Genomic DNA, 26544 nt, shown 5'->3' with positions numbered 1-26544 from the left:
GGCGTGAGCGAAGCGCGCGACACGATCCGCATCGACAAGTGGCTGTGGCAGGCGCGGTTCTTCAAATCGCGCAGCATTGCGGCCGAGATCGTCGGTGCGGGTCGGGTACGCGTCGACGGCGTGGTGGTGACCAAACCCGCCCGCGAGGTGGGGGCGGGGCACGTACTGACCTTTGCGCAGGAACGGCAGGTGCGCGTCGTGCGCATCCTCGCCTGCGGGACCCGGCGTGGTCCCGCACCGGAGGCGCAGGGGCTCTATGACGACCTTTCGCCGCCCGTCGTGGCAGAACCTGCCAACCCCCGCTATGACGGTGGCGGACGACCCACGGGCAAGGATCGGCGCGACATGATGGCCGCGCGCGACCGGACCGATCCCAATCCGCTTGAATGATACACCCCGCTGGCCTAGTCAGGGCCGCACACCAGACCCGGATGATCCTGCCATGACCTATATCGTCAACGACAACTGCATCGCCTGCAAATACACCGACTGCGTCGAAGTCTGCCCGGTGGACTGCTTCTACGAGGGCGAGAACATGCTGGTGATCCACCCGGACGAATGCATCGACTGCGGCGTATGCGAACCCGAATGCCCCGCCGACGCGATCCGCCCGGACACGGAGCCGGACATGGAGAAGTGGGTCGAGTTCAACCGCAAATATGCGGAAAAGTGGCCCGTCATCATTACCCGCAAGGACCCGCTGCCGGGTGCCGAGGACATGGATGGCAAGACCGGCAAGATGGACCTGTTCAGCGAAGCCGCTGGCGAGGGTGGCTGATTCGCAGATCCGTCGGCCCGGAAAGGGTTGAAAAGGCTGCTGATTCACCAGTTTGCTAAGGTACTTTGATGATGCGGCATTTTGTGATACGATCACAACGATGCTGCCAGTGAACTGATCCCCGTACCAAGTGTGACACCCCGTTGACGCAAGTTGCCGGGGTCTTTTGCCGTCGGGATCGCAGAAAGGAATGCCATGACCAAATCGAAGAAGAAAGACTTTCAGCCCAACGACTTCGTCGTCTATCCCGCGCACGGCGTGGGCCGGATCGTATCCGTCGAAACGCAGGAAGTGGCGGGATTCGAGCTGGAACTGTTCGTCATCGCCTTCGACAAGGACAAGATGACCCTGCGGGTGCCGACGCACAAGGCGACCGAAGTGGGCATGCGCGCCCTGTCCACGCCGGACGTTGTCAGCCACGCGATGAAGACGCTGCGCGGCAAGGCCAAGGTCAAGAAGGCCATGTGGTCACGCCGCGCGCAAGAATATGAGCAAAAGATCAACTCCGGCGATCTGATTGCTATTGCAGAAGTCGTGCGCGATCTGCATCGTGCGGATGATCAGCGCGAGCAGAGCTACTCGGAGCGGCAACTCTACGAGGCCGCACTGGAGCGTCTGACGCGGGAAATCGCCGCTGTCGCGGGCCATGACGAAAAGGCTGCGGCAGAGGAAATCGGTTCGGTTCTGGTGGGTCGCGCGGCGTAAGCCCGGCCTGTCAGGGGAGGAGGAGAGGCCGCACTTGGGAGGGTGCGGCCTTTCTTTCCTCCAGCGGATGGGGGTCGGGTTTTCCAAAGGGAAAACCCGATGTCTCCGGCGGGAATATTTCAGGCAAGATGATGGGTTACAGGGCGCGCCAGCCGATGTCGCGGCGGCAGAACCCGTCCGGCCAGTCGATCGCATCGACCATCCCGTAGGCGCGATCGCGCGCCTCGTTCAGCGTGGCGCCACGGGCGGTGACGCCCAGCACACGACCACCATCGGCGGTGATCCGGCCATCGCGCTGGGCGGTGCCAGCGTGGAACGTCATGTGAAAGCTGTCCTCGGCCAGGGTGTCGAGACCGCGGATCGCGCTGCCCTTGGCGTAGGCACCGGGATAGCCGTTCGCGGCCATCACCACCGTCAGCGCGTGATCGTCCGCCCAATGGACCTGCTGGGTGTCCAGACGCCCGGTAGCACAGGCCTGCAGCAGGTCGAGGATCTGGCCGCCCAGCCGCATCATCAGCCCCTGACATTCCGGGTCGCCGAAGCGGACGTTGAACTCCACCAACCGTGGGGCACCGGCCTCGATCATCAAGCCGACGAAGAGGACGCCGGTAAAGGGTGTGCCACGGGCGGCCATTTCAGCGACCACAGGTCGCACGATCCGGTCGATCGCGGCCTGCGTGACGGCGGGCGTCATCACCGGGGCGGGGGTGTAGGCCCCCATGCCGCCGGTGTTGGGTCCGGTGTCGCCGTCGAAGGCGCGCTTGTGGTCCTGCGCAGTGCCGACCGGCAGGATGGTCGTGCCGTCGCAAAGAACGAAGAACGATGCCTCCTCGCCGGTCATGAACGCTTCGATCACGACCTCGGCCCCGCCGTCACCCAAGGCGCCGCCCATGATGTCGTCCACGGCAGCGAGCGCCTCTGCCATCGTCATTGCGACGACGACGCCCTTGCCCGCGGCGAGGCCATCGGCCTTGACCACGATCGGCGCGCCTTGTGCGGCGACATAGGCGCGGGCGGCGGCGGCGTCGATGAAATGGGCATAGGCGGCGGTCGGCGCGTCGCAGGCGGCGCAGATCGCTTTTGTGAAAACTTTTGACGATTCCAGCCGCGCGGCAGCTGCAGAAGGTCCGAAAACTGCAAGCCCTGCCGCGCGGCAAATGTCTGCGACACCGGCCGCCAGAGGTGCCTCCGGCCCCACGACCACGAGGTCGACGGCGTGGTCGGTGGCAAAGGCCACGACCGCCTCGCCGTCGAGGATGTCGAGGGCGGCACATTCGGCGAGCTGCGCGATCCCCGCGTTGCCGGGGGCCACGATCAGGCGGTCGCATTTGGGGTTCTGCAGGATCGCCCAGGCAAGGGCGTGTTCGCGCCCGCCTGATCCCAGGATAAGGATGTTCACGCCGCTCTCCGCTTGGCCCCAGATGGCGCGTGTTCTAGGGTGCGGATGCGCACATCACAAGGGCACCGCGATGGACCTGTTCGAACACGCCACCACACCGGCCAGCAATGGGCCGGAGTTCACGGTCAGCGAGATCGCCGGTGCGATCAAGGCGGTGATCGAGGGCGAGTTCGGTCATGTCCGCATCCGTGGCGAGGTCGGTCGCGTCATGCGTCCCAAGTCCGGGCACATGTATCTGGACCTGAAGGACGACCGCGCCGTGATCTCCGGCATCATCTGGAAGGGGCGGGCGGACGCGTTGCCGCAACTGCCGGAGGAGGGGATGGAGGTCGTGGCGACAGGCAAGCTGACGACCTTCCCCGGCCAGTCGAAGTATCAGATCATCATCGACGACATCGCCCCCGCAGGGGCCGGTGCCCTGATGGCGATGCTGGAAAAGCGCAAGGCGCAGTTGCAGGCCGAAGGACTGTTCGACAGCGCGCGAAAGCAGCCGCTGCCGTTTCTGCCAGAGGTGATCGGCGTCGTCACCTCGCCCACCGGCGCGGTGATCCGCGACATCCTGCACCGCCTGCGCGATCGGTTCCCGCGCAAGGTGCTGGTGTGGCCCGTCGCCGTGCAGGGTGCGCGCTGTGCGACAGAAGTGGCGGCGGCGATTCGCGGGTTCAACGCGATGACGCCGGGTGGCGCGTTGCCGCGCCCGGACCTGCTGATCGTCGCGCGCGGCGGCGGGTCGATCGAGGATCTGTGGGGTTTCAACGAAGAGATCGTGGCGCGCGCTGTCTTTGCCAGCCGCATCCCGCTGATATCCGCCGTGGGGCACGAGACGGACACGACGCTGATCGACTACGTGGCCGACCGGCGCGCGCCCACGCCCACGGCGGCGGCGGAAATGGCGGTGCCGGTGCGGCTGGATCTGTTCGCGACGCTGGATGCGCAGGGCGGGCGGTTGCGCCGCGCCGTGGCGCAGGCGGTCACGCTGCGCCAGCAGCGGGTCCGCGACCTGAGCCGCGCCTTGCCGCAAAAGGATGCGCTTTTGCAGGGGCCACGGCAGCGGTTGGACTATCTGGGCGAGCGGTTGCCCGCCGCCCTGACGGCGGCGACGGGGCGCAGCCGCGTGCGGCTGGCGGATGCGGCGCTGCGACCCGGCCTGCTGCACCGCGGGCTTGCGGAACAGCGGCGGCGTCTGGACGGTCTGGCGCAGCGTCTGGACCCGGCGCTGGCGCGGCGGCTGGCCGAGGCGCAGGTCAAACTGGGAACCCTGCGGGTGGCGCCGCCCGATCTGGGGCGCGCGCGCGAACGCTTGCAGGTCCGCGTACAGCGGCTGTCCGACCGGGCGAACGCCAATATCGAGCGGCAGCGCAACCGTCTCGATGCGCTCGACCGTCTGCGCGAAACGCTCGGCTACCGAGAGACGCTGCGGCGCGGCTATGCCGTGGTGCGCGCGGATGGGCAGTTGGCGACCGGGGTGGATGCGGTGCGGCACGCCACCCGCGTCGAGATCGAGTTCGCGGACGGGCGCGTGCCGGTGGCGCCGATCAAGGCCTAGGGGTCAGGACAGCAGGTCCGGGCTGGGACAAACGAGTGGCGTATCGGCCTCCTGCGCCTCGACCAGCATCGTGCCGCCGGTAGAGACCGCCTGCAGGCCGCCGGCGGTGCGGCTGACGACCCAGCATTTCGGCAGTGGATCGCCGTCGTAGGCAAAGCAGATCTGGCCGCCCTGCGCGAACCAGCGGCCCTGCTGGCACTGCCCCGGGACGCTCGACCATGTCACGCTGCGGTCGGGGCCATAGGCTTCGACCCCGGCCACGCTGCCGTCCCGGGCGGCGAACACAAGCGTGCGACCCGTGACATAGGCCGCGAACGCCGCAGCATCCAGCGGTTCGGCCATCGCGGGTGCCGCCCACAGGATCAGGGCCAGCACACGGATCACGCGGGTCTCGTCCAGTGGCGCAGGCGGCGGTCCATCACGCGCCGCCACAGGGGCGGGACCAGCGCGAGGGTTGCCATGGCGGGCAGCGACCGTGGCAGCATCGGCCCTGCGGGATCGTCGCGCAGGGCGGGAAACGGACGACCGGGATGGGCGTGATGGTCCGCATGGCGCGGGGCGTTCAACATCAGTGCTGCGGAAAACCAGTGCGGCGCATTCCAGCTGTGACGCGGGCCGACCGGCTCCGGCTTGCCCTCTGGCCCTAGCCTTCGCATCAGGCCGTAATGCTGCACGTAATCCGACAGCAGCAGTTGCACCTGCGCATAGGCCGCCAGCGCCAAGTAGGCGGCCAGTCCCCGCGCCCCGCCGATGGCGACGGCCCCGGCGCAGAACACCAGGCCGCCGGCCACGTAGATGACATAGGGGTTGTGCCACGGGCTGCGACCCACCCGGGCCAGTCGCGCGACCTCGGCGGCATAACCCTGACGGAAGGCGCCGGTCCACGCGCGCAGGGCATAGCCATAGAACCCTTCGCCGGCGCGCGCGGTGGCGGGGTCGTCTGGGGTCGCGACCAGCCTGTGATGGATCAGCACATGGGCCGAGGTGTGGTGACCGTAGAGCAGCGAAATGAACACCCAATTGCCCAGCCGGTGCAGGGGACGTGCCCCGCGGTGGATCAGCTCGTGCGCGTTCGAATTGCTGACCTGACCGAGCCACAGCCCGGCGGCCACGATCACGCCCACGTCCGCCGCCAGCCCATGGCCCCCACGGCCCACCGACAGCACGACCAGCGCCAACAGGGCGAAATGCCCCAATGCCAGTACGGTGCACAGCAGATCGGCGGCCGGAAACTCCATCTCCGGATCGGCGTCGGCGTCGGTGGGGGTGGCGATGGCCACGAACTGGTCCAGCAGATAGGTCAGCAGGGTCATCCAGGCCAGCGCAAGGGCGACCCACGCGCCACCCTGCACCGCCGCCAGCGCAATCAGCGGCAGTGGCGCAAGGGTCACGAGCGGGAAGAGGATGGCGTTGAACATGGCGGACGACCTGACGATTCGCGACCTATCTAACACCTTGCACGGTGAGGCTGAGGGCCAATTACCGACCCACGACCATTCGTCACAGGTGCGCGTGGCCGCTGGGCGGCCCTGCTGATGCGGGGTTTCTGGATGCGACAGCCTGCGATGTGCAAGCCGCTGATCTAGTTGCGATAGACCGCGCAGGTGCAGCCCTGCTCCCGGATCGCGTTGCACAGCCCGTTGGCGTCGCGCGACGTCTGGGCCCCCACCCGCGCCATGTAGAAGCCCGCCCGCCCCGACACCCGGTTGCGGGTGAAGATGAGGTCGAGCGGCAGATCCGCGAGCGTGTCGCGGCACGCCGTGGCCCTGCGGTCAAAGGCGGCCCGCGCCTCCTCCATCGTGCGCCCGTAGGCCAGTTGCACGCCCCACGGGGCATAGTCCGGCGGTGGCGGGGTAAAGGCGGTGTAGCTGCGGTTCACCGCCATGTCGCGGCAGGCGGGCAGGAACGCCATGTCGCCCTGCAGGCGGAAATCGGGGGCGTCGGGCGGGGCATCGCGCCAGACCTCGGCGGGCAGGCCGGTGATGATGCGCACGTAGTCGATGGTTTCCCGCGCCAGCCCGCCGGTGCCGGCGATCAGGCCCGCCGCCCGCGCCTCTCCTCCGTTGTAGGCCACGGCGGCAAGGCCCGGATTGCCGAAGCGGTCGATCAGATCGCCAAGGTATTCAGCCGCATATTCAAGCGCTTCCGCCGGGTTGTTGCTGTCGCGCAGACCGCGCAGGGCGGCTGTGCCGTCGATGAACTGGGCGATGCCGCGGGCATTGGCGGGGGACAGGGCGTTGGGGTCGAACCGGCTTTCCTGCCAGATCAGCCGGGCAAAGAAATGCGGGTCGATGGCGTTGTGTGCGGCAAAAGCCGCGATCGCCTGACAGGTGTCGACGGCGAACTCTGCGGGCCTGATGCACTGGACGGGGCCGTGGGTGCCGGTGCTGCACGACGTCCCCTCCTGGGCGCGCGCAGCACCGGGCAGGATCGTCAGGACCAACAGGCAAAGGGCGCGCCACATGGTGCCAGCTTTGGCGCAGGGGATGCGGCGTCGTCAAGCACCCGTGCCCTTTCCTTTGGGCGGGCCAGCGATTAGCTAGGGTTGACGCGGAATACAGGACGGCGACATGGCATTTTTCAAGAAGCTGAAGGACCGGATGTTCCGGTCGTCGTCGCAACTGGACGCAGGTCTCGATGCCATCGTGGCTGAGGCGGCACCGCAGCCGGTCGTGCCCGCGCCGAACCCGGCCCCCGTCACGCCCCCGACGGCCGCGCCGCGCGCAGGGATCCTGAACCGCATGTTCGCCGCAGATACGCCAGAGGTCGCGCGCCGCACGCTGGACGATGCGATGGTCGAACAGCTGGAGGAGTTGCTGATCGCCGCCGACATGGGGGTGGAGACCGCCCTGCGCGTGACCGCCAACATGGTCGAGGGGCGACTGGGCAAGCGGTTGTCGGTGGACGAGATCAAGCAGTTGCTGGCGACGGAAGTGGCCCGGATCATGGACCCGGTCGCGCGTCCCATGCCGCTATACAATCAGAAGCCACAGGTGGTGCTGGTCGTCGGCGTGAACGGATCGGGCAAGACCACGACCATCGGCAAGCTCGCCAGCCAGTTCCGCGCCGCAGGCAAGTCCGTTGTGATCGCCGCCGGTGACACTTTCCGCGCGGCGGCAGTCGAACAGTTGCAGGTCTGGGGTGACCGCGCCGGTGTGCCGGTGATGACGGCGGCGCAGGGGTCCGACCCGGCCAGCCTCGCGTGGGACGCAATGACCCGCGCGCAGGCCGACGGCGCGGACCTGCTCTTGATCGACACCGCGGGGCGGTTGCAGAATCGCAGCGACCTGATGGAGGAGCTGTCCAAGATCGTCCGCGTGATCCGCAAGAAGGACCCGGACGCGCCGCACAACACGCTGCTGGTGCTGGACGCGACGACCGGGCAGAACGCCCTGCAACAGGTCAAGGTGTTTCAGGAGTTGGCCGACGTCTCTGGCCTTGTGATGACCAAGCTCGACGGCACCGCCAAGGGCGGCGTGCTGGTGGCGCTTGCGGACAAGTTCGGCCTGCCGATCCATGCCATCGGCGTGGGCGAGCAGATCGACGACCTCGCCCCCTTCGATCCCGAGGATTTCGCCCGCGCGCTGGTCGGATTGGGCGACTGAACCCCCAACTGCCGCCGTACCGCATTGTCACGAGGAGGGCCGTCCATGGCTGCACGCACCATCAATCCGATCCTGAAGCAGATCCTCGAACTGGGTCCGACGATCCTGTTCTTCATTGTCTATACCCGCATCAAGGACAACACCTATATCCTTGGCGGGGTGGAGTATTCCGGCTTCATCGTGGCCACGCTGGTGTTCGTGCCGATCCTGCTTGCAGCCATGGGCATCCTGTGGGCGCTGACCCGGCAACTGTCGCGGATTCAGGTCTTCACCGCCTTCATGGTGATCTTCTTCGGCGGATTGACCGCCTATTTCAACGACGAGCGGTTCTTCAAGATGAAGACCACGATCGTCTATGGCGCGCTGGCGGCGGTGCTGGCGCTGGGGTTGCTGCAGGGCCGGTCTTGGCTGGAATGGGTGATGGGCGAGGTGCTGCCCATGCGGCGCAGCGGCTGGATGATCCTGACCCGGCGGATAACCCTGTTCCTCGCCTTCATGGCGCTGCTGAACGAGGTGGTCTGGCGCACGCAATCGACCGACCTGTGGGTCAAGATCGAAACCTTCGGATTTCCGGTGCTGATGATGGTGTTCTTCGTCAGCCAGATGGGCGTGCTGAACGCCCATATGATCGAACAGGACGACGCGCCACAGCCCTGAGGGGCCTCGCTTGACGCACGGCGCGCCTGCGCCTAGACACGATCCGTGGTGCTTTGATGCCGGATTGCGGGCCACGTTAAACAAACCGCTAAAAGGGTGACGGGGATACGCCCCGATACCCGTGCGGTATCGGGGTTTTTCTTTGTCCCGAAAGGACACCGCCATGACGACATGGAACAAGCGTACCAAGGCCGTGCACGCCGGCACCCGCCGCAGCCAGTACAACGAAGTCTCCGAGGCGATCTTCCTGACGCAGGGCTTCGTCTATGACACGGCCGAGGATGCGCAGGCCCGCTTCGTCAAGGCGGGGCCTGACGAGTTCATCTACGCCCGCTACGGCAACCCCACGACTGCCATGTTCGAGGATCGCATCGCCGCCATCGAAGGGGCCGAGGATGCCTTCGCCACCGCCTCGGGCATGGCCGCCGTGTCCGGCGCGCTGATGGCCGTGCTGAAGGCCGGCGATCACGTGGTCAGCGCACGCGCGCTCTTCGGGTCGTGTCTTTACGTGCTGGAGGAGGTGCTGACCCGCTACGGCGTCGAGGTGACCTTCGTCGACGGCACCGATCTGGACCAGTGGCGCGCGGCGCTGCGCCCCGATACGAAGGTGGCGTTCTTCGAGTCCATCTCGAACCCCGCGCTGGAGGTGGCCGACATCGCCGGCATCGCGGCGCTGGCGCACGCGCAGGGGGCGCTCGTGATGGTGGACAACGTGTTCGCCACGCCAGTCTATTCGCGCGCGTTCGAACTGGGTGCCGACGTGGTGATCTATTCCGCGACCAAGCACATCGACGGGCAGGGGCGGGCACTGGCCGGCGTGATCCTGGGGTCCAAGGCATTCATCCGGGGCACGGTCGAACCCTACATGAAGCATACCGGCGGCAGCATGTCGCCCTTCACCGCGTGGATGCTGGTCAAGGGGCTGGAACACATGGACCTGCGCGTGCGCGCGCAGGCGGCAAGTGCGTTGCACATCGCAAGCGCGCTGGAGGGGCACCCGAAGCTGACGCGCGTGATCTATCCGGGCCTGCCCAGCCACCCGCAGCATGACCTCTGCGTGGCGCAGATGGGCGTCGGCGGCACCGTGTTGGCGATCGACACCGGCTCTCAGGAGGCGTCGTTCCGGATGCTCAACGCGCTCGGGATCTTTCTGATCTCCAATAACCTCGGCGATGCGAAATCCATTGCCACGCCGCCCGCCTCGACCACGCACCAGCGCCTGCCTGCGGATCAGAAGGCGCATCTGGGGATCACCCCCGGTCTCATCCGCCTGTCGGTCGGGCTGGAGGATGCGGACGATCTGCTGGCGGACCTCAAGCAGGCGCTCGATCAGGCGTGATCGCGACGCACGCCGCAGCAGGCCGTGCTGTGGGGTGCGACATTTTGTTGATCCATGTCAGTGGAATTGAAACCCGGTGGCCGCACCCCATCTACCACCTTCGGAACTGCCTGAGGGGGCTATCGCCATGAACCACCATTCTCGTGACATGGACCGGCATCCCAGCCGGGCCGAAGCCGAAGCCGCGCTGAGCCTGTTGCGGCGTTGGGCCGATACGGCCACAGCAGACGAGATCACCACGCTCGACCCGCTGGTGGGTCGTCTGATCCCCGGTCGGGCCGTCCCCGACTATCCCGCACTCGCACGCGCCTACCCCGAGGATTTCGCCGTCGATGCGGCCTACAAGGCATCCATGCCCGATCTGCAGAACGGCCCCAGCAGCCTGATCCGCGGCGCGCAGCAACAGATCCAGCACGTCGGGATTTCCAACTTCCGGCTGCCGATCCGGTTCCACACCCGCGACAACGGTGACCTGACGCTGGAAACCAGCGTCACAGGCACCGTGTCGCTGGAGGCTGAGAAGAAGGGCATCAACATGTCCCGCATCATGCGGACATTCTACGCCCATGCCGAGGAAACGTTCAGCTTCGACGTGATCGAACGCGCGCTGGATGCCTACAAGACCGACCTCGACAGCTTCGACGCCCGCATCCAGATGCGCTTCAGCTTTCCGATGAAGGTGCAAAGCCTGCGGTCCGGCCTGCAGGGTTACCAATATTACGATATCGCGCTGGAACTGGTGGAACAGGGCGGTGTGCGCCGCAAGATCGTGCACCTCGACTACGTCTATTCCAGCACCTGCCCGTGTTCGCTGGAACTGTCGGAACACGCCCGCCAGTTCCGCGGCCAGCTCGCCACGCCGCATTCGCAGCGGTCGGTGGCGCGCATCTCGGTGGCACTGGAACCCGGCCAGCCGGTGACGTGGTTCGAGGACCTGATCGACATGGCCCGCGCGGCGGTGCCGACTGAAACGCAGGTCATGGTGAAACGCGAGGACGAGCAGGCGTTCGCCGAACTCAACGCCGCCAACCCGATCTTCGTCGAGGATGCGGCGCGCCTGTTCACGGAACAGCTGCAGCTCGACCCCCGGATCGGCGACTTCCGCGTGATCGCCAGCCATCAGGAAAGCCTGCACAGCCACGACGCCGTGTCGGTGCTGACCGAAGGGCCGACCTTCGCCGCGCAATCGCTCGACCCGCGCCTCTTCGCGTCGCTGTTCCACGTCGGCTGACTGCTGCGGCGGGGTTCGCACCCCGCCGCATCAGATCATAACCCGTCCAGCCCTTCTTCTGGTTGGAAATATCCCGGGGGTCCGGGGGCTGGCCCCCGTGACGGCCCTTACCAGATAATGCTGCCGCATCGGCCCAGCCACAGCTTCAGCCCACACCGCGGCCCCGATGCGCTCCGCGCCTTGACAGCCCCGCACGCGCATAGCACCCCGGTGCGATGATCGACCTGCGCCCCGTCGGATATGTGATCGGCCTGCTCATTGCCGCCCTCGGGGTGACGATGCTGCCGGCGGCCATGGCCGATCTGGTGGCCGACAACGGTCATGCGCCGGTCTTCCTGCAGGCGGCCATCGTGACCGCGCTCGTCGGTGGCCTGATGGCTTTGTCCTGCGCCAATGGCGTCAGCGCCGGTCTGACCCTGCGGCAGACGTTCCTGCTGACCTCCGGCATCTGGTTCGTCCTGCCGTTCTTCGGCGCGATCCCGTTCATGATCGGGGCCACCAACGCCAGCCTGACGGATGCCTATTTCGAGGCAATGTCCGCCGTCACCACCACCGGTGCCTCGGTCTTTGGCGGGCTGGAGGCGCTGCCTGCGGGCATCAAGCTGTGGCGCGCGACGCTGCAATGGCTGGGCGGCATCGGGATCATCGTGGTGGCCATGGCATTCCTGCCGGAACTGCGGGTCGGCGGCATGCAGATCTTCCGGTCGGAGGCGTTCGACACGATGGGCAAGATCCTACCCCGCGCGGGTCAGATCGCCAGCCAGATTTCCGGCATCTACGTGGCGCTGACCGTCGCCTGCATGATGATCTACAACGCGCTCGGCATGCCGATCTTCGATGCGCTGTGCCATGCGATGTCCACCGTCTCGACCGGCGGGATGGCCAACCTCGACAGCTCGTTCGGCGGATATTCGGGGCCGATCCATTACGCCGCCGTACTGTTCATGATCCTCGCGGCCTTGCCGTTCGTGCGCTACGTGCAGTTGCTGGCAGGCACCTCCACCCCGCTGCTGCGCGACACGCAGGTGCGGGTGTTTTTGTGGATCATCGCGATCATCACGCTGCTGATGACCGCATGGCTCTGGGGTCTGGAAGGGCAGGTGAGCGAGGTCGCGTTCCGCGAGGCGCTGTTCAACGTCGTCTCGATCATCTCCGGCACCGGGTTCGCCAGTGCAGACTACATGCAGTGGGGTACGTTCCCGGTCGTCATGTTCTTCTTCATCGGGCTGATCGGCGGCTGCGCCGGATCGACGAGTTGTTCGATCAAGGTATTCCGCTATCAACTGCTCTTCGCCGCGATCAAGGCGCAGGTCCGTCAGATCCACGCGCCGCACGGCGTCTTCGTGCCGCGCTACGACGGGCGGCCCGTCGGACCGGACGTGCTGAACTCCGTCATGGCGTTCTTCGTGGCTTTCGTGCTGCTGCTGGGCCTGTTCTCGGTCCTGCTGGGGCTGACGGGGCTCGACTTCATCACCTCCGTGTCGGGGGCGGCGACGGCGTTGGCGAACGTGGGGCCGGGTCTGGGCGCGCAGATCGGGCCTGCGGGCAATTTTGCGGGCATCAACGACACGGCGACGTGGCTGCTGTCGATCGCCATGTGGGTCGGCCGGCTGGAGATCATGGTCGTGCTGGTGATCTTCACGGGCCGGTTCTGGCGCAGCTGAGGGTTACCAGCAGCTGACCAGCACGGTGGTGTCGGCGGCGCGGCGGGTCAGCGCCTCTGGCGGCATGAAGGTCAGCGTGTCGGTCGTCTGCGGCGCGATGCCCGCCCCCGTCAGGGCGGCCACGATCGCGTCGCCGCTGCGCAGGAACGCAACATCGTCCGGCAGCACCTGGTCGCCGCCCGTCGCGCGGGGCAGCAGCATCCCCAGCACCGCACCGCTGTTGTCATAGACCGGCCCGCCCGCATCGCCGGGGGCGGCGCGCAGGGCGACCCGCTTGACCCCGTCGTCGCCGTCGAGCCCGCGCACGTCCGCAAGGCGGCCAAAGGTCAGCGCCGGTCGTGCCAGCACCCCGCCATAGGGATAGCCCGCCACCGCCACTTCGGTCTGCAGGCGCGGCACCTGTGTCTGGAACGCGGCCACCGCCAGCGGTGACAGCGCGTCCTGCGGGGTCAGCACCGCAAGGCCGAGTGCTGCGTAGACCAGCGTCGCGGTCGCTGTGTGGGTGCCGTCGATGGTGATGTCCTCGCAGTCCGCCACGCCGGTCGCGTCGGTCAGCACGCGGCCCCGGTCGTCGATGTAGAACCCGCTGCGGGTGGTCTTGGGTGTCCGGATCTCTAGCCCGGCGATCAGGTCGATGGCCTGATCCGTGCCCGGTGCCGTCAGGGCGGGGTCCAGCACGCCGTCGGTCGCGGTAAAGCTCGCGGCCATCTCGCTGCGCAAACGCTCGAACCGGGCGGCGTCGCCTGCGGGCCAGATCAGGGCAAAGCCCTTGATCGTGTCACCAGTCAGCGTCGCGGTCGCATAGGATTGCAGGTCGCTGCCGGTGCCCGCGATCTCGAATCCCGTCTCGGTGCGCGCGCGCGGACCATCGGCGGGAAAGATGTCGAGGGTCTGCAGGATTTCGTACAGGCCGGCCAGACGGTTGGCGTCGCCGGTCTGGCTGATCAGCAGCACCTGCGCGGGCAGGTCGCCCGCCGGGCCGAACCGGGCGAAGGGCGGCTCGTAGCCCGCAAAGGTGACGACGGCCGTGGGGATCAGAACCTCCACCCCCGCGGCACTGTCGCGCACCCGTTGCAGATCGAGGCCCGCCAGCACGGCGTTGTAGGCGTCCACCAGCCGCTTGCGCTGCGTTGTGGTCAGCACGCCGGTGGGGGAAAAGCCGTTGGCGAGTTGCCACGCCTCCATCGCCGCACGGGTCCCGCGACCGAAGGCACCGTCCACGGTCGCGTCATAGAAGCCTGCATCCCCGAGGGCGGTCTGCAACTGTTCCTTCTGCTCCTGGGTCAGGGCCTGTTCGGAAACGCGGGCGTCCTGCAGCGACTCCTCCGGTGCCGGGGATGGTATCGTGACGACGATCTGCGGGGCCGCGTCGGGGGCGGCTGCAGGATCGCCGGGTCGCGCTGTGTCCGGCGCAGTGGCGGGGGGTGTGGTGATCGTAACCGCCGGGGCGGTTGCAACCGTGGCCCCGGCCACAGGCCAGAACCGACGGCTAAAGCTGTCGCCATTGGTCAGAAAGGCGTCGGACGGCGCAAGGCCCTGCGCGCGCAGGGCGCGCAGCCCGTCCTGCGCCGCTGCGCGGTCGGCATAGGGACCGCTGACCACCGCATACCATGTCGGCCCCACGGAGAAGCCCGCGATGGTCGCGGCCGTGGTCGCATCCGCCTGTCCCGCATAGACCCGCACGCGGGTCTCGGCGGCGGTCAATGTCGGCTGCGCCTCCAGCTGGATCCAGGTGCCGGTCACGGGGGCGTCGGCGACGATGCCACCCACGTTTGCGGACTGGGCGATGGCACCCTGTGCCACCGCGCCAAAGGCCGCCGCCACGATCCAGACCGCACACCGCTTCATCGCATCCCAACCCTTTAAAACCGGCCCGTCGCCCGCGCGCGGTCTGGCACGTCTGGCCCATCCGTGCAGCACAAAACCGCGTGTCGGGACGGGATTCAATCGGCTGTGGCACGATTGACCCTGTGCAACGCACCCCCTATGGATCACGCGTATTGACAAGGGGGCGACATGGCCGACCGACCGACGTGTTTCCAGGACATCATCCTGGCGCTTCAGACCTATTGGGCGGCGCAAGGCTGCGCCGTGCTGCAACCCTACGACATGGAGGTGGGGGCAGGCACGTTCCACCCCGCCACCACCCTGCGCGCGCTCGGCTCTCGGCCGTGGGCTGCCGCCTATGTCCAGCCGTCGCGCCGCCCGACCGACGGGCGTTACGGCGAAAATCCGAACCGCCTTCAGCATTACTACCAGTATCAGGTCATCATCAAACCCAGCCCGCCCGACATGCAGGACCTGTATCTGGGCAGCCTCGCCGCCATCGGCATCGACGCTGCGGTGCACGACATTCGCTTTGTCGAGGATGACTGGGAAAGCCCGACACTGGGTGCCTGGGGTCTGGGGTGGGAGGTCTGGTGCGACGGCATGGAAGTGTCTCAGTTCACCTATTTCCAGCAGATCGGCGGCCACGACTGCGCGCCCGTATCGGGCGAATTGACCTATGGGTTGGAGCGGCTGGCGATGTATGTCCTTGGCGTCGATCACGTCATGGACATGCCGTTCAACGCGCCGGGTGCGCCGATTCCGCTGACCTATGGCGACATCTTCCTGCAGACCGAACAGGAATATGCGCGCTGGAATTTCGACGTGGCGGATACGACCACGCTGCTGCGGCATTTCGAGGATGCAGAGGCGGAGTGCGCCCGCATCCTCGCACAGGACGCGACCGACCCGCGCACGGGGCGGACCATCCGCATGGCGCATCCGGCCTATGACCAGGCCATCAAGGCCAGCCACCTGTTCAACCTGCTGGACGCGCGCGGCGTGATTTCCGTGACCGAACGGCAGGCCTATATCGGGCGGGTGCGGACATTGGCCAAGGCCTGCGCCGATGCCTTTGTGCAGACCCCTGCAGGCGGTGCCGCCGCATGATCGCGAAACTCTGGATAGGTGCCATCGTGCTGATTGCCGTGATCGCAGGCGTCGCCCTGTATTACCTGCAGGTCTATGCCTATTACGCCGAAGTGCCCGTGGCGGACGCGAACGTGCAGATGGTGTCACTGACCACCGGCACGGCGGAGCCCGTGGCGTTCGAGGGCTATCAGGGCATCAACAGCGACAGCAGCCCGCTGCGCTACCGCGCGTGCTATACCATGCCCGCCAGCCTTGCGATGCTGACGGAAACCTACGTGATCGCGGACGGCGCAGAACCGCGCGTGGGCCCCGGCTGGTTCGACTGCTTCGACGCGGGACAGATCGGCGCAGATCTGCAATCCGGCACCGCGATCGCGTTTCTGGGGCAGGGCGACGTGCAATATGGCATCGACCGCATCGTGGCGGTCTATCCCGATGGCCGCGCCTTTGCCTGGCACGAGATCAACGCCTGCGGCGAGGTCGTCTTCGACGGCAATCCCGCCCCCGAAGGCTGCCCACCCCCACCCGAAAGCACGCGCTGATGCCCGACCTGCTGATTGAGCTCTTCTCCGAAGAAATCCCCGCCCGGATGCAAGCGCAGGCCAGCGCCGACCTGAAGACGCTGGTGACGGACGGTCTGGTCGAGGCGGGTCTGACCTATGCCTCTGCCGCGGCCTTTGCCACGCCATGCCGCCTGACCCTGCATCTGGAAGGGTTGACCGACCGCAGCCGCCCCGTGCGCGAAGAGCGCAAGGGCCCCAAGGTCGGCGCACCGGCACAGGCGCTGGACGGCTTCCTGCGGTCCACCGGGCTGACGGTGGAGCAGTTGGAAAGCCGCGAGGACAAGAAGGGCGCGTTCTACGTCGCCGTCATCGACAAGCCGGGGCGCGAGGCTGCCGACATCGTGGCCGAAGTGCTGGAACGCACGATCCGCACCTTCCCGTGGCCCAAGTCGATGCGCTGGGGCAATGGCAGCTTGCGCTGGGTGCGCCCGCTGCAGGCGATCCTGTGCATCCTGACGGGCGACGACGGGGCAGAGGTGGTGCCCGTCACCGTCGATCACATCACGTCGGGCAACGTCACGCGCGGCCACCGCTTCATGGCGCCCGATGCATTTTCTCTCACGTCCTTCGAGGATTACGAGGCGAAGCTGATGCGCGCCCGCGTCATGCTGCGCCCCGAAGCGCGGGCCGATGCGATCTGGGCCGAGGCCACGTCGCAGGCCTTTGCCACCGGGCTGGAAGTCGTCGAAGACCGCGCCCTGCTGGCCGAGGTGGCGGGGCTGGTCGAATGGCCCGTGGTCCTGACGGGCCGGATCGACGACCGCTTTCTGGCTCTGCCGCCGGAGGTGCTGCAAACCTCCATGCGGGCGCATCAGAAGTTCTTTTCCGTGCGCAACCCCAAGTCGGGCCGCATCGAACGCTTCGTCACCGTGGCCAACATAGAGGCGGCGGACGGCGGCGAGACGATCCTGACCGGCAACCAGCGCGTGCTGTCCGCACGCCTGTCGGATGCGCAGTTCTTCTACGACAACGACCTTGCCGTGGCGCAGGCGGGCATGCAGCCGTGGCTGGACGGTCTGTCGGCGGTGACGTTCCACAACAAGCTGGGGTCGCAGCGCGACCGGATCGACCGGATTGCCGCATTGGCGCGAGAGATTGCGCCGAGTGTGGGTGCAGACCCCGATCAGGCGTTCGAGGCCGCCCAGATCGCCAAGGCCGACCTGCGGTCCGAGATGGTGGGCGAGTTCCCCGAACTGCAGGGCCTGATGGGCCGCTACTACGCCGCCGCTGCGGGCCGCGCGCCAGAGGTGGCTGCGGCCGCCGAGGAACACTGGAAGCCGATGGGCCCGTCCGACGCGGTGCCTGTGGCCCCCGTCAGCGTCGCCGTGGCGCTGGCCGACAAGCTCGATACGCTGACCGGCTTCTGGGCCATTGACGAGAAGCCCACGGGGTCGAAGGACCCCTTCGCGCTGCGCCGCGCCGCACTGGGGGTGATCCGGCTGGTGTTGGAGAATGATCTGACCTTGAAGATCAAATCAATTCTAGAAGACCAATACATCAATACGATCATATCGACTGTCGAAGCAGGGCTAGGAAGCATCTTGCTTGGAGAAAGCGATGGGGACGAGAATTGGATGTTGGGGGCCTACAATGTTTATGACTCTCAGTATGTTAAGATGACTTCTGATGAGGTGAAATCATTTGTGGTGGCTGGTGATGTGACCTTGCAACCGACAATAGGTGATAATGGTTACCGTCCAGAACGTATTCGAAACAAGGAAGCTATCGCCAACGACCTCCTCTCCTTCTTCCATGACCGCCTCAAGGTCTATCTCAAGGATCAGGGCATCCGGCACGACGTGATCGACGCCTGCATCGCCATGCCCGGCAACGACGACCTGACCCTGCTGGTGAAACGCGCCCGTGCCTTGCAGGCGACCTTGCAGACCGACGACGGGATCAACCTGCTGCAGGGCTTCAAGCGGGCCAACAACATCCTCACGCAGGCCGAGGCGAAGGACGGCGTCGAATACTCCTATGGTGCCGAGTTGAAGTTCGCCGAGGCGCCCGAGGAGAAGGACCTGTTCGCCGCCCTCGACGCTGCCGAAGAGCAGATCGCGCCAGCGATGCGGAGTGAGGATTTCGGTGCCGCGATGGCCGCCATGGCCGCGCTGCGGGGGCCGATCGACGCGTTCTTCACCGCCGTGCAGGTGAATGCGGACAGCCAGATCCTGCGGCGCAACCGACTGAATCTGCTGTCGCGGATCCGCACAATCTGCCTGTCGGTGGCCGACCTGACACGGATCGAGGGCTGACACCTTCGGTCATGACACATTGCCTGTCCGGCGCGCTTTACAGGCCGCCCGCGGCAGTCCTATGGTGACGCGAAGCCAAGGATTGCCGCAGTGCAGCACGACCCCGACATCCCCGATGTGACCCTCATCACGCCCACCGCCCCCATGTCGCCCGCCGTGCATGGCGGGCGCGCGAAATGCCTGCAGCGCCTCGTGCGGCTGGGCATGCCCGTGCCTACCACGCTGGCGCTGTCCTTTGACGCGGTGCTGCGCTGCGCCAAGGGGCAGTTGCCCGATATGGGCGCGTTGCTGGCCCCGTTCGGGGATGCCCCGTTGCTGTCGGTGCGCCCGTCCTCGCAGGACCCGGACTGGGGCGGGCCGGGGGCGATCCTGAACATCGGCATGACCGACGCGGTCCACCGCAGTCTGAGCATGCGCGTGGGCGAGGCGGCGGCGACCGCCCTCTACCTTCGATTCGTGCAATCCTATGCCGTTCATGTGGCCCGTCTGGACCCCGATGCGTTCGATTTTCCCAACCTGACCGGCGCCCATGCGTTGCATGCCGCCCTCGACATGTACGAACAGGAGGCCGAGCAGCGCTTTCCGCAGGATGTGCAGGTGCAACTGGCCGAGGTGCTGCGATCAATGGCCCGGGCGTGGGACGGCACCTCTGCCCGCCTGCTGCGAGAGGCCAAGGGCGCGCCGCGCGATGCGGGGCTGGGGCTGGTGGTGCAGGAACTGGCGCTGGGTGTGGGCATGGGCGAAAGCGGATCCGGCGTGATCCAGTTCGTCGATGCGCAGACCGGCCAGCCGCGCGTGGTCGGCCGCTATCTGTCACAGTCGCAGGGCCGCGACGCTCTGAACGACAAGACGGGCGCGATCTATCTGACGCAGGACGGGCGCGGTCCCGCGCTCGAGGATCTGTGCCCCGACATCTTTGCGCAACTGCTGGAATACGGCTGGACCGCCCGGTCGCGCCTGCGCGAGGAAATGCAGATCGAATTCACGCTGGAAAGCGGCGTGCTGCACATCCTCGACGCCGTGCGCGTGCAACGGTCCAGTCGCGCGCAGGTCCAGATCGCCGTGGCGCTGGCCACCGACGGCATCATCCCGCGCGAAGAGGCGGTGATGCGCGTGCCGCCCAACGCCCTGTCGGAAATGCTGCACCGCCAGATCGACCCGGCAGAGCCCCGCGATGTGATCGTGCGCGGCATCGCCGCCAGCCCCGGTGCCGCCACCGGCCGCATCGTGCTGACCGCAAGCGAGGCGCAGGCGAGTGCGGCGCGCGGCGAGGCCTGCGTATTGGTGCGGCGCGAAACGACGCCGGAGGATATCCGTGGCATGCACGCCGCTCAGGCGGTGCTGACCATGCGCGGCGGCATCACCAGCCACGCGGCGGTGATCGGGCGCGGCCTTGGGCTGCCCTGCGTGGTGGGGGCGTCCGACCTGACCATCGACCGCAAGCGCGGCGTGATCGTGGCCCCCGGCGGGCGGCGGTTCGCGGTGGGCGACACGATCACCGTCGACGGCACGACGGGCGCAGTGCTTGCGGGTGCGCCTGCCATGCTGGAGGCGGTGCTGGACGATGCGTTCCAGACGCTGCTGGCGTGGGCCGACGATTTTCGCGACATCGGCGTGCGCGCCAATGCGGACACGCCGGCGGACGCGCAGACCGCCAGCAATTTCGCCGCCGAAGGCATCGGGCTGTGCCGGACGGAACACATGTTCTTTCAGGGCGATCGGCTGGGTGTCATGCGCGAGATGATCTTTGCCGAAACCGCCGACGACCGGCGGGCGGTGCTGGACCGGCTGCTGCCCATGCAGCGGGCCGATTTCGCCGACCTGTTCGCGATCATGGACGGGCGGCCCGTCTGCATCCGGCTGTTCGACATGCCGCTGCATGAATTCCTGCCCTATGACCGCGCGGGACAGCGCGATCTGGCGGAACAGCTAGCCATGCCCGTGACGGACGTGACCGAACGGGTGCAGGCGCTGTCGGAATACAACCCCATGCTGGGCATGCGCGGCGTGCGTCAGGGCATCGCCATCCCCGAGATCTATGAAATGCAGGCCCGCGCCATCTTCGAGGCGGTGGCTGACGTGGTGGCGCGCGGTCTGGCGGTGCAGCCCGAGATCATGATCCCCCTTATCAGTGCCGCGCGCGAGGTCGAGATCATCAAGGCCCGCGTCGATGCGGTGGCCTTGGCCGTCCAGCGCGAGACGGGGACGGCCTTCGCCTTCAAGCTCGGCGTGATGGTAGAGACGCCCCGCGCCGCGCTGCGGGCCGAGGATCTGGTGAAGCACGCGGCCTTCCTGTCGTTCGGCACGAACGATCTGACGCAGATGACCTACGGGCTGTCGCGCGACGATGCCGGGCGTTTCATGTCCACCTATGTCCAGCAGGGCGTCTATGCCGAGGACCCGTTCCACACCCTCGATCTGGAGGGGGTGGGCGAGCTTCTGGCGATCGGTGCGGCGCGGGGACGCGCAGGGCGGCCCGACGTGGTCGTGTCGATCTGTGGCGAACACGGCGGCACGCGGGCGGCCATCGGATTCTGTCGCACGCAGGGATTCGATTACGTGTCGTGCTCGCCATTCCGGGTGCCCCTTGCGCGGCTTTCCGCCGCCCAGCTGGCGCTGGAGGCGCGCTTACCGGTGGGTGCCCAGCCACCCGCCGCACCGCCAAAGGTCTGAGATGACAGCGTAAAGCGGCCAATCGACAGGGCTGGGCCGCGCTGGCAGCTTCGTGCCGACCCCCTCGGGTGGACCTCGGTTGACGCATTGGTTATGCACCCCCTGCCTGCGCGGGGCTTGCCGTGCGACACTCAAGGCCCGCCAGATGAACCATGCCCTGCGTCACGCGTTGACCGTCACCGCCTGCCTCGCCACCCTCGGTTCCGCCACGCAGGCGTCGGCCGACAGCGCACTGGCCGCCCGACTGGGCGCAGTCCTCGGGCAGGAACGTCAGGCACTGGGGATCGTTTCCGACACCCGCCTGTCCGCATTGACGGCCATGCCGCAGGACGCACGGCGCAACACGGCGCCCACCGACACCGACGCAGTGATCACCGAGGCCTACGTGTCCAGCATGAGCGTGCCTGCGGTGAGTGCCGACCTCGAATGTCTGGCAGAGGCGCTGTATTTCGAGGCGCGCGGCGAATCGGTGCAGGGCGTGTTCGCCGTGGGCGAGGTTATCCTCAATCGCGTCGACAGCCCGGACTATCCGGGCACCGTGTGTGGTGTGGTGCATCAGGGGACGGGGCGGCAATACGCCTGCCAGTTCACGTGGACCTGTGACAGCAATTCCGACGCCATCGGCAACCGCACCGCGTTCGCCCGCGTGTCCAAGGTTGCCAAGCTGCTGATGGACGGCGTGCCGCGCATCCTGACGCAGGGGGCCACGCATTACCACACGCGCGCCGTGCACCCGTCGTGGGCGAACCGCTTTCCGCGCACCGCCAGCATCGGTGCGCACCTGTTCTACAAGCAGCCGACGCGCACCGCGTCGAACTGATCGCTGTTCGGCGGGCGCCTTGCAGGGCGGCGGGGCTGCGGTTATGGCGGTGCCATCGCAGCATCGCCTGCCGCCGCGACGGGGCCTTCCATGACCGATGACATCCGCCTTGCCTTTGCGCATCCGGCCGAACGGGCGGCGGCCAGCAGTGGTCTGCCGCATGACCGGATTTCCCTGCGCGACTACGTGGTCGAGGTCGAGATCGGGGCCTTCCAGCAGGAACGCGGGCACCTGCAGCGGATCCGCTTCAACGTGGTGGTCGAGGTGGTGCCCCTGACCGGCCCCATCGACGACGACGTGGACCGCATCCTGTCCTATGACCGCGTGACAGAGGCGATCGCCGCAGAGTTGGGCGCACAGCGCATCAACCTGCTGGAAACGCTGGCCGCCCGCGTGGCGGAGCGTATCCTGGCCGAACCGCAGGCGCAGCGGGTGTTTGTCCGTATCGAAAAGCTGGACCGGGGGCCCTTTGCCTTGGGGGTCGAAATCGTGCGCACCCGCGATGCGGCGATGCCGGTTGACGCAACCGCGACGGATGCGCCGCAGCCCCGCGTCCTGTTCCTGTCGGCACAGGCGGCGGCCAGCGGTCTGCTGGGGAGTTGGCTGGATCAGGCGACCGCGATGGCCGCACCCCTGATCGTGTGCACCGAGGGGCTGACGATGCCAACACCGCAGGCGGGTCACGCACTGGCGCAGCGGCGGATCGACCTGCTGGCGGTGGAACAGGCCGTCTGGGTGCTGGCCGCCCGCGACCCGCGCCTGATCGTGGTGGCCAGCCGCACCGAACTGGACTGGGCGATGAAGAATGGTCAGACCTGTCTGTGGGCACCGTCCAAGATGGTGCTGGATGCGGTGGACGACCCCGGTGGCCCGGCCCGTGACGGGGCGGCCCTTGCCGCATGGTTCGCGGACCGCATGGCCGCGGTCGAACTGCTGGTGATCGGCGCGGACGCGCCGCAGGCGGGGGTCCCTGTGCGGACGGTCGTGCTGCACGACGCGCGACTGCCGTGACCGCCTACTACCGTCCGATCCCGCTGGCCGATGCGGTGCGTCTGCCCGGTGCGCTGCGGTTGGCGGGCGGCTGGTGCCGGTTCGCGCAGGTGGAGGTGCTGTCGCGCCGCAGGTCGCCGCAGGTGATCGCGGTCGCGGACCTGCCATCCGATGTGCGCGACCTGCTGACCGCGCCGCGGCCACCCGTCGCGGGGCTCGCGATGGACCGACCGCAGATCATGGGCATCCTCAATGTCACGCAGGACAGCTTTTCCGACGGCGGCCTGTTCGACGGCGCGGCGGCGGCGGTCGCGCAGGGTCTGGCGATGCATGCGGCGGGGGCCGATCTGATCGACGTCGGCGGCGAAAGCACACGGCCCGGTGCCGCCTTGATCCCTGACGCCGAGGAGACGGCCCGCACGCAGCCCGTGGTGCAGGCGTTGGCGGCACGGGGTGTCGCGGTGTCCATCGACACCCGCAAGGCCGCCGTGGCGCAGGCGGCGCTGGACGCGGGTGCGGTACTGGTGAACGACGTGTCGGCGATGACGTGGGACGCGGACATGGCGCGTGTCGTGGCGGACAGCGGTGCTGCGATCTGCCTGATGCATGCGCAGGGCGATCCCGCGACGATGCAGTCCGACCCGCGCTACGACGACGTGGTGCTGGACGTCTATGATCACCTGTCGGCGCGCATCGATGCGGCACTGGCCGCGGGCATCGCGCGGGACCGTATCGTGGTCGATCCGGGGATCGGGTTCGGCAAGACGCAGGCGCATAACCTCGCTCTGCTGCGCCGCCTGTCGCTGTTCCACGCGCTGGGGTGCCCGGTGTTGCTGGGCGCATCGCGCAAGCGCTTCATCGGGACGATCACGGATACGCCGCTGGCCGCAGACCGGGTGGCGGGTTCCCTCGCAGTGACGCTGGCCGGTGTGGCACAGGGGGTGCAGATCCACCGGGTCCACGATACACACCACACGGTGGCGGCCCTCGCGATGATGCAGGCCCTAGGCGGAGAGCATGATGACTGAGACCCTGTTCGGCACCGACGGCATCCGCGGCACCGCCAACGTGGCCCCGATGACCGCCGACATGGCACTGCGGATCGGCGCTGCGGCGGGGCGGTATTTCCGCAACGACGGCAGCAATGGCCACCGTGTCGTGATCGGCAAGGATACGCGCCTGTCCGGCTACATGTTCGAGAGCGCGCTGACCGCAGGCCTGACCAGCACCGGCATGAACGTGCTGTTGCTGGGGCCGGTGCCCACGCCCGCCGTGGGGCTGCTGACGCAGTCGATGCGGGCGGATCTGGGCATCATGATCTCGGCCAGCCACAACCCGGCGCACGACAACGGGATCAAGTTCTTCGGCCCCGACGGGTTCAAGCTGTCGGACGCGGCCGAGGCCGAGATCACCCGCCTGATCCACGACGGGGTGGAGCCTGCAAAGGCCGCCAACATCGGCCGCGCCAAGCGGATCGACGATGGCCGGTTCCGCTATGCGGAGCGGCTGAAGGCGACCTTTCCGCACGGCATGCGTCTGGACGGTCTGCGGGTGGTGATCGACTGCGCCCATGGCGCCGCCCACAGGGTCGCGCCGGAGGTGCTGTGGGAACTGGGTGCGACGGTGATCCCTGTCGGCACCGCGCCCAACGGGTTCAACATCAACGACGGCTGCGGATCGACCAGCACGGCGCTGGCCGCCCGCACGGTGGTCGAGCAGGGCGCGCACGTGGGCATCTGCCTGGACGGTGATGCCGACCGGGTGATGATTCTGGACGAGGATGGCCGTGTCGCCGACGGCGACCAGCTGATGGCGCTGATGGCCACCCGCTGGGCCGATGCGGGGCGGCTCGCCAACCGCACGCTGGTCGCCACGGTGATGAGCAACCTTGGGCTGGAACGGCATCTGGCGGAGCGTGACATCACGCTGGAGCGGACCGCCGTCGGCGACCGCCACGTGGTCACGGCAATGCGGGCGGGCGGGCACAATCTGGGCGGCGAACAGTCCGGCCATATCGTGATGACGGACTATGCCACCACAGGCGACGGCTTGCTGGCGGGGTTGCAGTTCCTTGCCGCGATGATCGAGACGGGCCAGCCCGCCAGTGCGCTGACGCAGCAGTTCGCCACCGTGCCGCAGATGCTGAAGAACGTGCGCTATGCCGCCGGTGCCGATCCTTTGGGCCATGCGGCGGTGCAGGACTGCATCAAGGCCGCCGAGGCGCGGTTGCAGGGTCAGGGCCGTCTGCTGATCCGCAAGTCCGGCACCGAGCCGCTGATCCGCGTGATGGCGGAATGCGAGGACGACGCGGTGCTGGTCGAGGTGGTGGACGGCATCGTGGCGGCGGTGGAGCGGAGCCTGCGCTGAACGTCTTGGGGCGCTGCCCCAAACCCCGGGATATTTTCAACCAGAAGAAGGGGACAGGCTGACGTCGTGCCGCGGGCTGGCGTCAGTTGCCTGCGCGACCGATCAGGCGGCGCTGGCTGGCCCACTGACTGATCGCGAGGCCCAACAGGATCAGCCCGAGGGCGGCGAAAAAGCGCAGCGGCAACTCCTCTGACAGCAGGAGCGCGCCGAACAGGACCGACCACAGCGGCACTTGGTAGTTCACCAGAGTCATGAACACCGACCCCGCCGAGCGGATGATGACGACCCGCAGCAGCGTTGCCAGTGCCGTCGGCAGCAGGCCGAGGAATACGATGGCGGCGGTGGGCAGGGGGGCTGCGAGGGCGGGGACGCCTTCGACGGCCAGCATGGCGGGGATCAGGATGACGGCGCCCACGCACAGCGTCAGGCCAGCCAGCAGGATTGGATCGACGGGCGGGCAGCGGCGCGTCATGATGCTGCCGCAGGCGTAGGAGAAGGCGGCGCCAAGGCAGGCGATCTGGCCCAGCGGCTCCATCCCCGAGCCGATGCGCAGGACGCCGGGGCCGACCAGCACCACTGCACCGGCAAAGCCCACGATGACGCCGATCAGCCGGTTGCGTGACATCGGCTCTCCGCCGAAGGCATGGGCCATCGGCAGCACGAAGAGTGGCAGCGCCGCCATCGAGATCCCCGCGAACGCCGAGGGCACGAATTGCTGGCCCCAGCCCAGCAGGGCAAACGGGACGGCGGTGTTCAGCACGCCGATCACGGCGATGGACCGGATCAGGCGGGGGTGCCACGCGGGCCACGGGCGGCGCAGGACGGCCAGCACCGCCAGCAGCGCCACCGCGCCCAGCGTCGTGCGGGCGCAGGCGACCGTCAGGGGGCCATAGCCCTGCAGGGCCACCGCGACGACCATGAAGGTCCCGCCCCAGACGAGGCCCAGCAGGCCGATGGCCGCCCAATTGGCCGGTGTCGGTGCGGTCGCCACGGGAAGTGCCGGGGAACCGGATGCCGTTCCATGCATTGCGTT

23 protein-coding genes and 1 riboswitch are annotated in these 26544 nt (G+C 67.5%); of the genes, 17 read left to right on the top strand and 6 right to left on the bottom strand.

The window, feature by feature from the left end; all coding sequences use genetic code 11:
• Positions 1-3: 3 nt before the first annotated feature.
• The 3 genes from BMX16_RS12390 (at position 4) to BMX16_RS12380 (ending at position 1483) form a co-directional block, all read left to right on the top strand.
• The gene (locus BMX16_RS12390) at positions 4-390 is read left to right on the top strand and encodes an RNA-binding S4 domain-containing protein (RefSeq protein ID WP_089904012.1); all 387 of its coding nucleotides are present in this window, start codon (positions 4-6) and stop codon (positions 388-390) included.
• 52 nt (positions 391-442) lie between these two features.
• A complete protein-coding gene (gene fdxA, locus BMX16_RS12385) occupies positions 443-778 on the top strand; it encodes a ferredoxin FdxA (RefSeq protein ID WP_089904009.1) in 336 nt (111 codons plus the stop codon).
• 195 nt (positions 779-973) lie between these two features.
• A complete protein-coding gene (locus BMX16_RS12380; protein ID WP_089904005.1) occupies positions 974-1483 on the top strand; it encodes a CarD family transcriptional regulator in 510 nt (169 codons plus the stop codon).
• A gap of 136 nt (positions 1484-1619) precedes the next feature.
• Here the strand turns inward: BMX16_RS12380 and purD are convergent, their stop codons facing one another.
• Positions 1620-2882, bottom strand: a complete 1263-nt coding sequence (gene purD / locus BMX16_RS12375) for a phosphoribosylamine--glycine ligase (protein ID WP_089904002.1) — start codon at positions 2880-2882, stop codon at positions 1620-1622.
• 70 nt (positions 2883-2952) lie between these two features.
• On the opposite strand from purD, the gene xseA reads away from it, so the two are divergent.
• Positions 2953-4428, top strand: coding sequence for an exodeoxyribonuclease VII large subunit (gene xseA, locus BMX16_RS12370; protein ID WP_089903998.1), 1476 nt, complete (start codon positions 2953-2955; stop codon positions 4426-4428).
• A 3-nt stretch (positions 4429-4431) separates the two neighbouring features.
• Here xseA and BMX16_RS12365 read toward each other — a convergent pair whose 3' ends face one another.
• From BMX16_RS12365 to BMX16_RS12355, 3 genes are all read right to left on the bottom strand, one after another.
• Entirely contained in the window at positions 4432-4812 is a 381-nt protein-coding gene (locus BMX16_RS12365; RefSeq protein WP_089903995.1) for a hypothetical protein, read from the bottom strand.
• On the bottom strand, positions 4809-5846 hold the full coding sequence (locus BMX16_RS12360; protein ID WP_089903992.1) for an alkane 1-monooxygenase: 1038 nt from the start codon (positions 5844-5846) through the stop codon (positions 4809-4811). The genes BMX16_RS12365 and BMX16_RS12360 overlap by 4 nt, the downstream gene beginning before the upstream one ends.
• Before the next feature lie 164 nt (positions 5847-6010).
• Complete coding sequence (locus BMX16_RS12355; RefSeq protein ID WP_089903989.1) at positions 6011-6892, bottom strand: lytic transglycosylase domain-containing protein; 882 nt, start codon at positions 6890-6892, stop codon at positions 6011-6013.
• Positions 6893-6998: 106 nt separating this feature from the next.
• Here BMX16_RS12355 and ftsY point away from each other — a divergent pair, with 106 nt between their 5' ends.
• The 5 genes from ftsY to BMX16_RS12330 all read left to right on the top strand — a co-directional run bounded on the left by ftsY (position 6999) and on the right by BMX16_RS12330 (position 12924).
• The gene (ftsY, locus tag BMX16_RS12350; RefSeq protein ID WP_089903987.1) at positions 6999-8033 is read left to right on the top strand and encodes a signal recognition particle-docking protein FtsY; all 1035 of its coding nucleotides are present in this window, start codon (positions 6999-7001) and stop codon (positions 8031-8033) included.
• Positions 8034-8078: 45 nt separating this feature from the next.
• The gene (locus BMX16_RS12345) at positions 8079-8690 is read left to right on the top strand and encodes an inner membrane-spanning protein YciB (RefSeq protein WP_089903984.1); all 612 of its coding nucleotides are present in this window, start codon (positions 8079-8081) and stop codon (positions 8688-8690) included.
• A gap of 35 nt (positions 8691-8725) precedes the next feature.
• Positions 8726-8803: riboswitch (SAM riboswitch) on the top strand.
• 50 nt (positions 8804-8853) lie between these two features.
• A complete protein-coding gene (gene metZ / locus BMX16_RS12340) occupies positions 8854-10029 on the top strand; it encodes an O-succinylhomoserine sulfhydrylase (RefSeq protein ID WP_089903979.1) in 1176 nt (391 codons plus the stop codon).
• A 127-nt stretch (positions 10030-10156) separates the two neighbouring features.
• Positions 10157-11260, top strand: coding sequence for a GTP cyclohydrolase FolE2 (gene folE2 / locus BMX16_RS12335; RefSeq protein ID WP_089903976.1), 1104 nt, complete (start codon positions 10157-10159; stop codon positions 11258-11260).
• Positions 11261-11475: 215 nt separating this feature from the next.
• On the top strand, positions 11476-12924 hold the full coding sequence (locus BMX16_RS12330; RefSeq protein WP_089903973.1) for a TrkH family potassium uptake protein: 1449 nt from the start codon (positions 11476-11478) through the stop codon (positions 12922-12924).
• Between the two features lie 3 nt (positions 12925-12927).
• Here BMX16_RS12330 and BMX16_RS12325 read toward each other — a convergent pair whose 3' ends face one another.
• Positions 12928-14772: a trypsin-like peptidase domain-containing protein gene (locus tag BMX16_RS12325; RefSeq protein WP_089903968.1), complete on the bottom strand. Its 1845-nt coding sequence runs from the start codon at positions 14770-14772 to the stop codon at positions 12928-12930.
• Between the two features lie 168 nt (positions 14773-14940).
• On the opposite strand from BMX16_RS12325, the gene BMX16_RS12320 reads away from it, so the two are divergent.
• The 8 genes from BMX16_RS12320 to glmM all read left to right on the top strand — a co-directional run bounded on the left by BMX16_RS12320 (position 14941) and on the right by glmM (position 25511).
• Entirely contained in the window at positions 14941-15861 is a 921-nt protein-coding gene (locus tag BMX16_RS12320; RefSeq protein ID WP_089903965.1) for a glycine--tRNA ligase subunit alpha, read from the top strand.
• Positions 15858-16385, top strand: coding sequence for a DUF6446 family protein (locus BMX16_RS12315; RefSeq protein ID WP_177174653.1), 528 nt, complete (start codon positions 15858-15860; stop codon positions 16383-16385). The genes BMX16_RS12320 and BMX16_RS12315 overlap by 4 nt, the downstream gene beginning before the upstream one ends.
• Complete coding sequence (gene glyS, locus BMX16_RS12310) at positions 16385-18661, top strand: glycine--tRNA ligase subunit beta (protein WP_089903962.1); 2277 nt, start codon at positions 16385-16387, stop codon at positions 18659-18661. Before BMX16_RS12315 ends, glyS begins: the two co-directional genes overlap by 1 nt.
• 144 nt (positions 18662-18805) lie before the next feature.
• The gene (locus BMX16_RS12305; RefSeq protein WP_089904068.1) at positions 18806-21334 is read left to right on the top strand and encodes a putative PEP-binding protein; all 2529 of its coding nucleotides are present in this window, start codon (positions 18806-18808) and stop codon (positions 21332-21334) included.
• Positions 21335-21479: 145 nt separating this feature from the next.
• The gene (locus BMX16_RS12300) at positions 21480-22154 is read left to right on the top strand and encodes a cell wall hydrolase (RefSeq protein ID WP_089903959.1); all 675 of its coding nucleotides are present in this window, start codon (positions 21480-21482) and stop codon (positions 22152-22154) included.
• A 90-nt stretch (positions 22155-22244) separates the two neighbouring features.
• The gene (locus BMX16_RS12295) at positions 22245-23165 is read left to right on the top strand and encodes a dihydroneopterin aldolase (RefSeq protein ID WP_089903956.1); all 921 of its coding nucleotides are present in this window, start codon (positions 22245-22247) and stop codon (positions 23163-23165) included.
• On the top strand, positions 23162-24172 hold the full coding sequence (gene folP, locus BMX16_RS12290) for a dihydropteroate synthase (protein ID WP_245731521.1): 1011 nt from the start codon (positions 23162-23164) through the stop codon (positions 24170-24172). Before BMX16_RS12295 ends, folP begins: the two co-directional genes overlap by 4 nt.
• Complete coding sequence (gene glmM / locus BMX16_RS12285; RefSeq protein WP_089904065.1) at positions 24165-25511, top strand: phosphoglucosamine mutase; 1347 nt, start codon at positions 24165-24167, stop codon at positions 25509-25511. Before folP ends, glmM begins: the two co-directional genes overlap by 8 nt.
• Before the next feature lie 82 nt (positions 25512-25593).
• Here the strand turns inward: glmM and BMX16_RS12280 are convergent, their stop codons facing one another.
• The gene (locus tag BMX16_RS12280; RefSeq protein WP_089903950.1) at positions 25594-26502 is read right to left on the bottom strand and encodes a DMT family transporter; all 909 of its coding nucleotides are present in this window, start codon (positions 26500-26502) and stop codon (positions 25594-25596) included.
• Positions 26503-26544: the final 42 nt, after the last annotated feature.

Origin of the sequence: Loktanella fryxellensis (assembly GCF_900110065.1) — a bacterium.
Taxonomy (GTDB): domain Bacteria; phylum Pseudomonadota; class Alphaproteobacteria; order Rhodobacterales; family Rhodobacteraceae; genus Loktanella; species Loktanella fryxellensis.
This window is presented reverse-complemented; position numbering and strand designations above follow the sequence as displayed.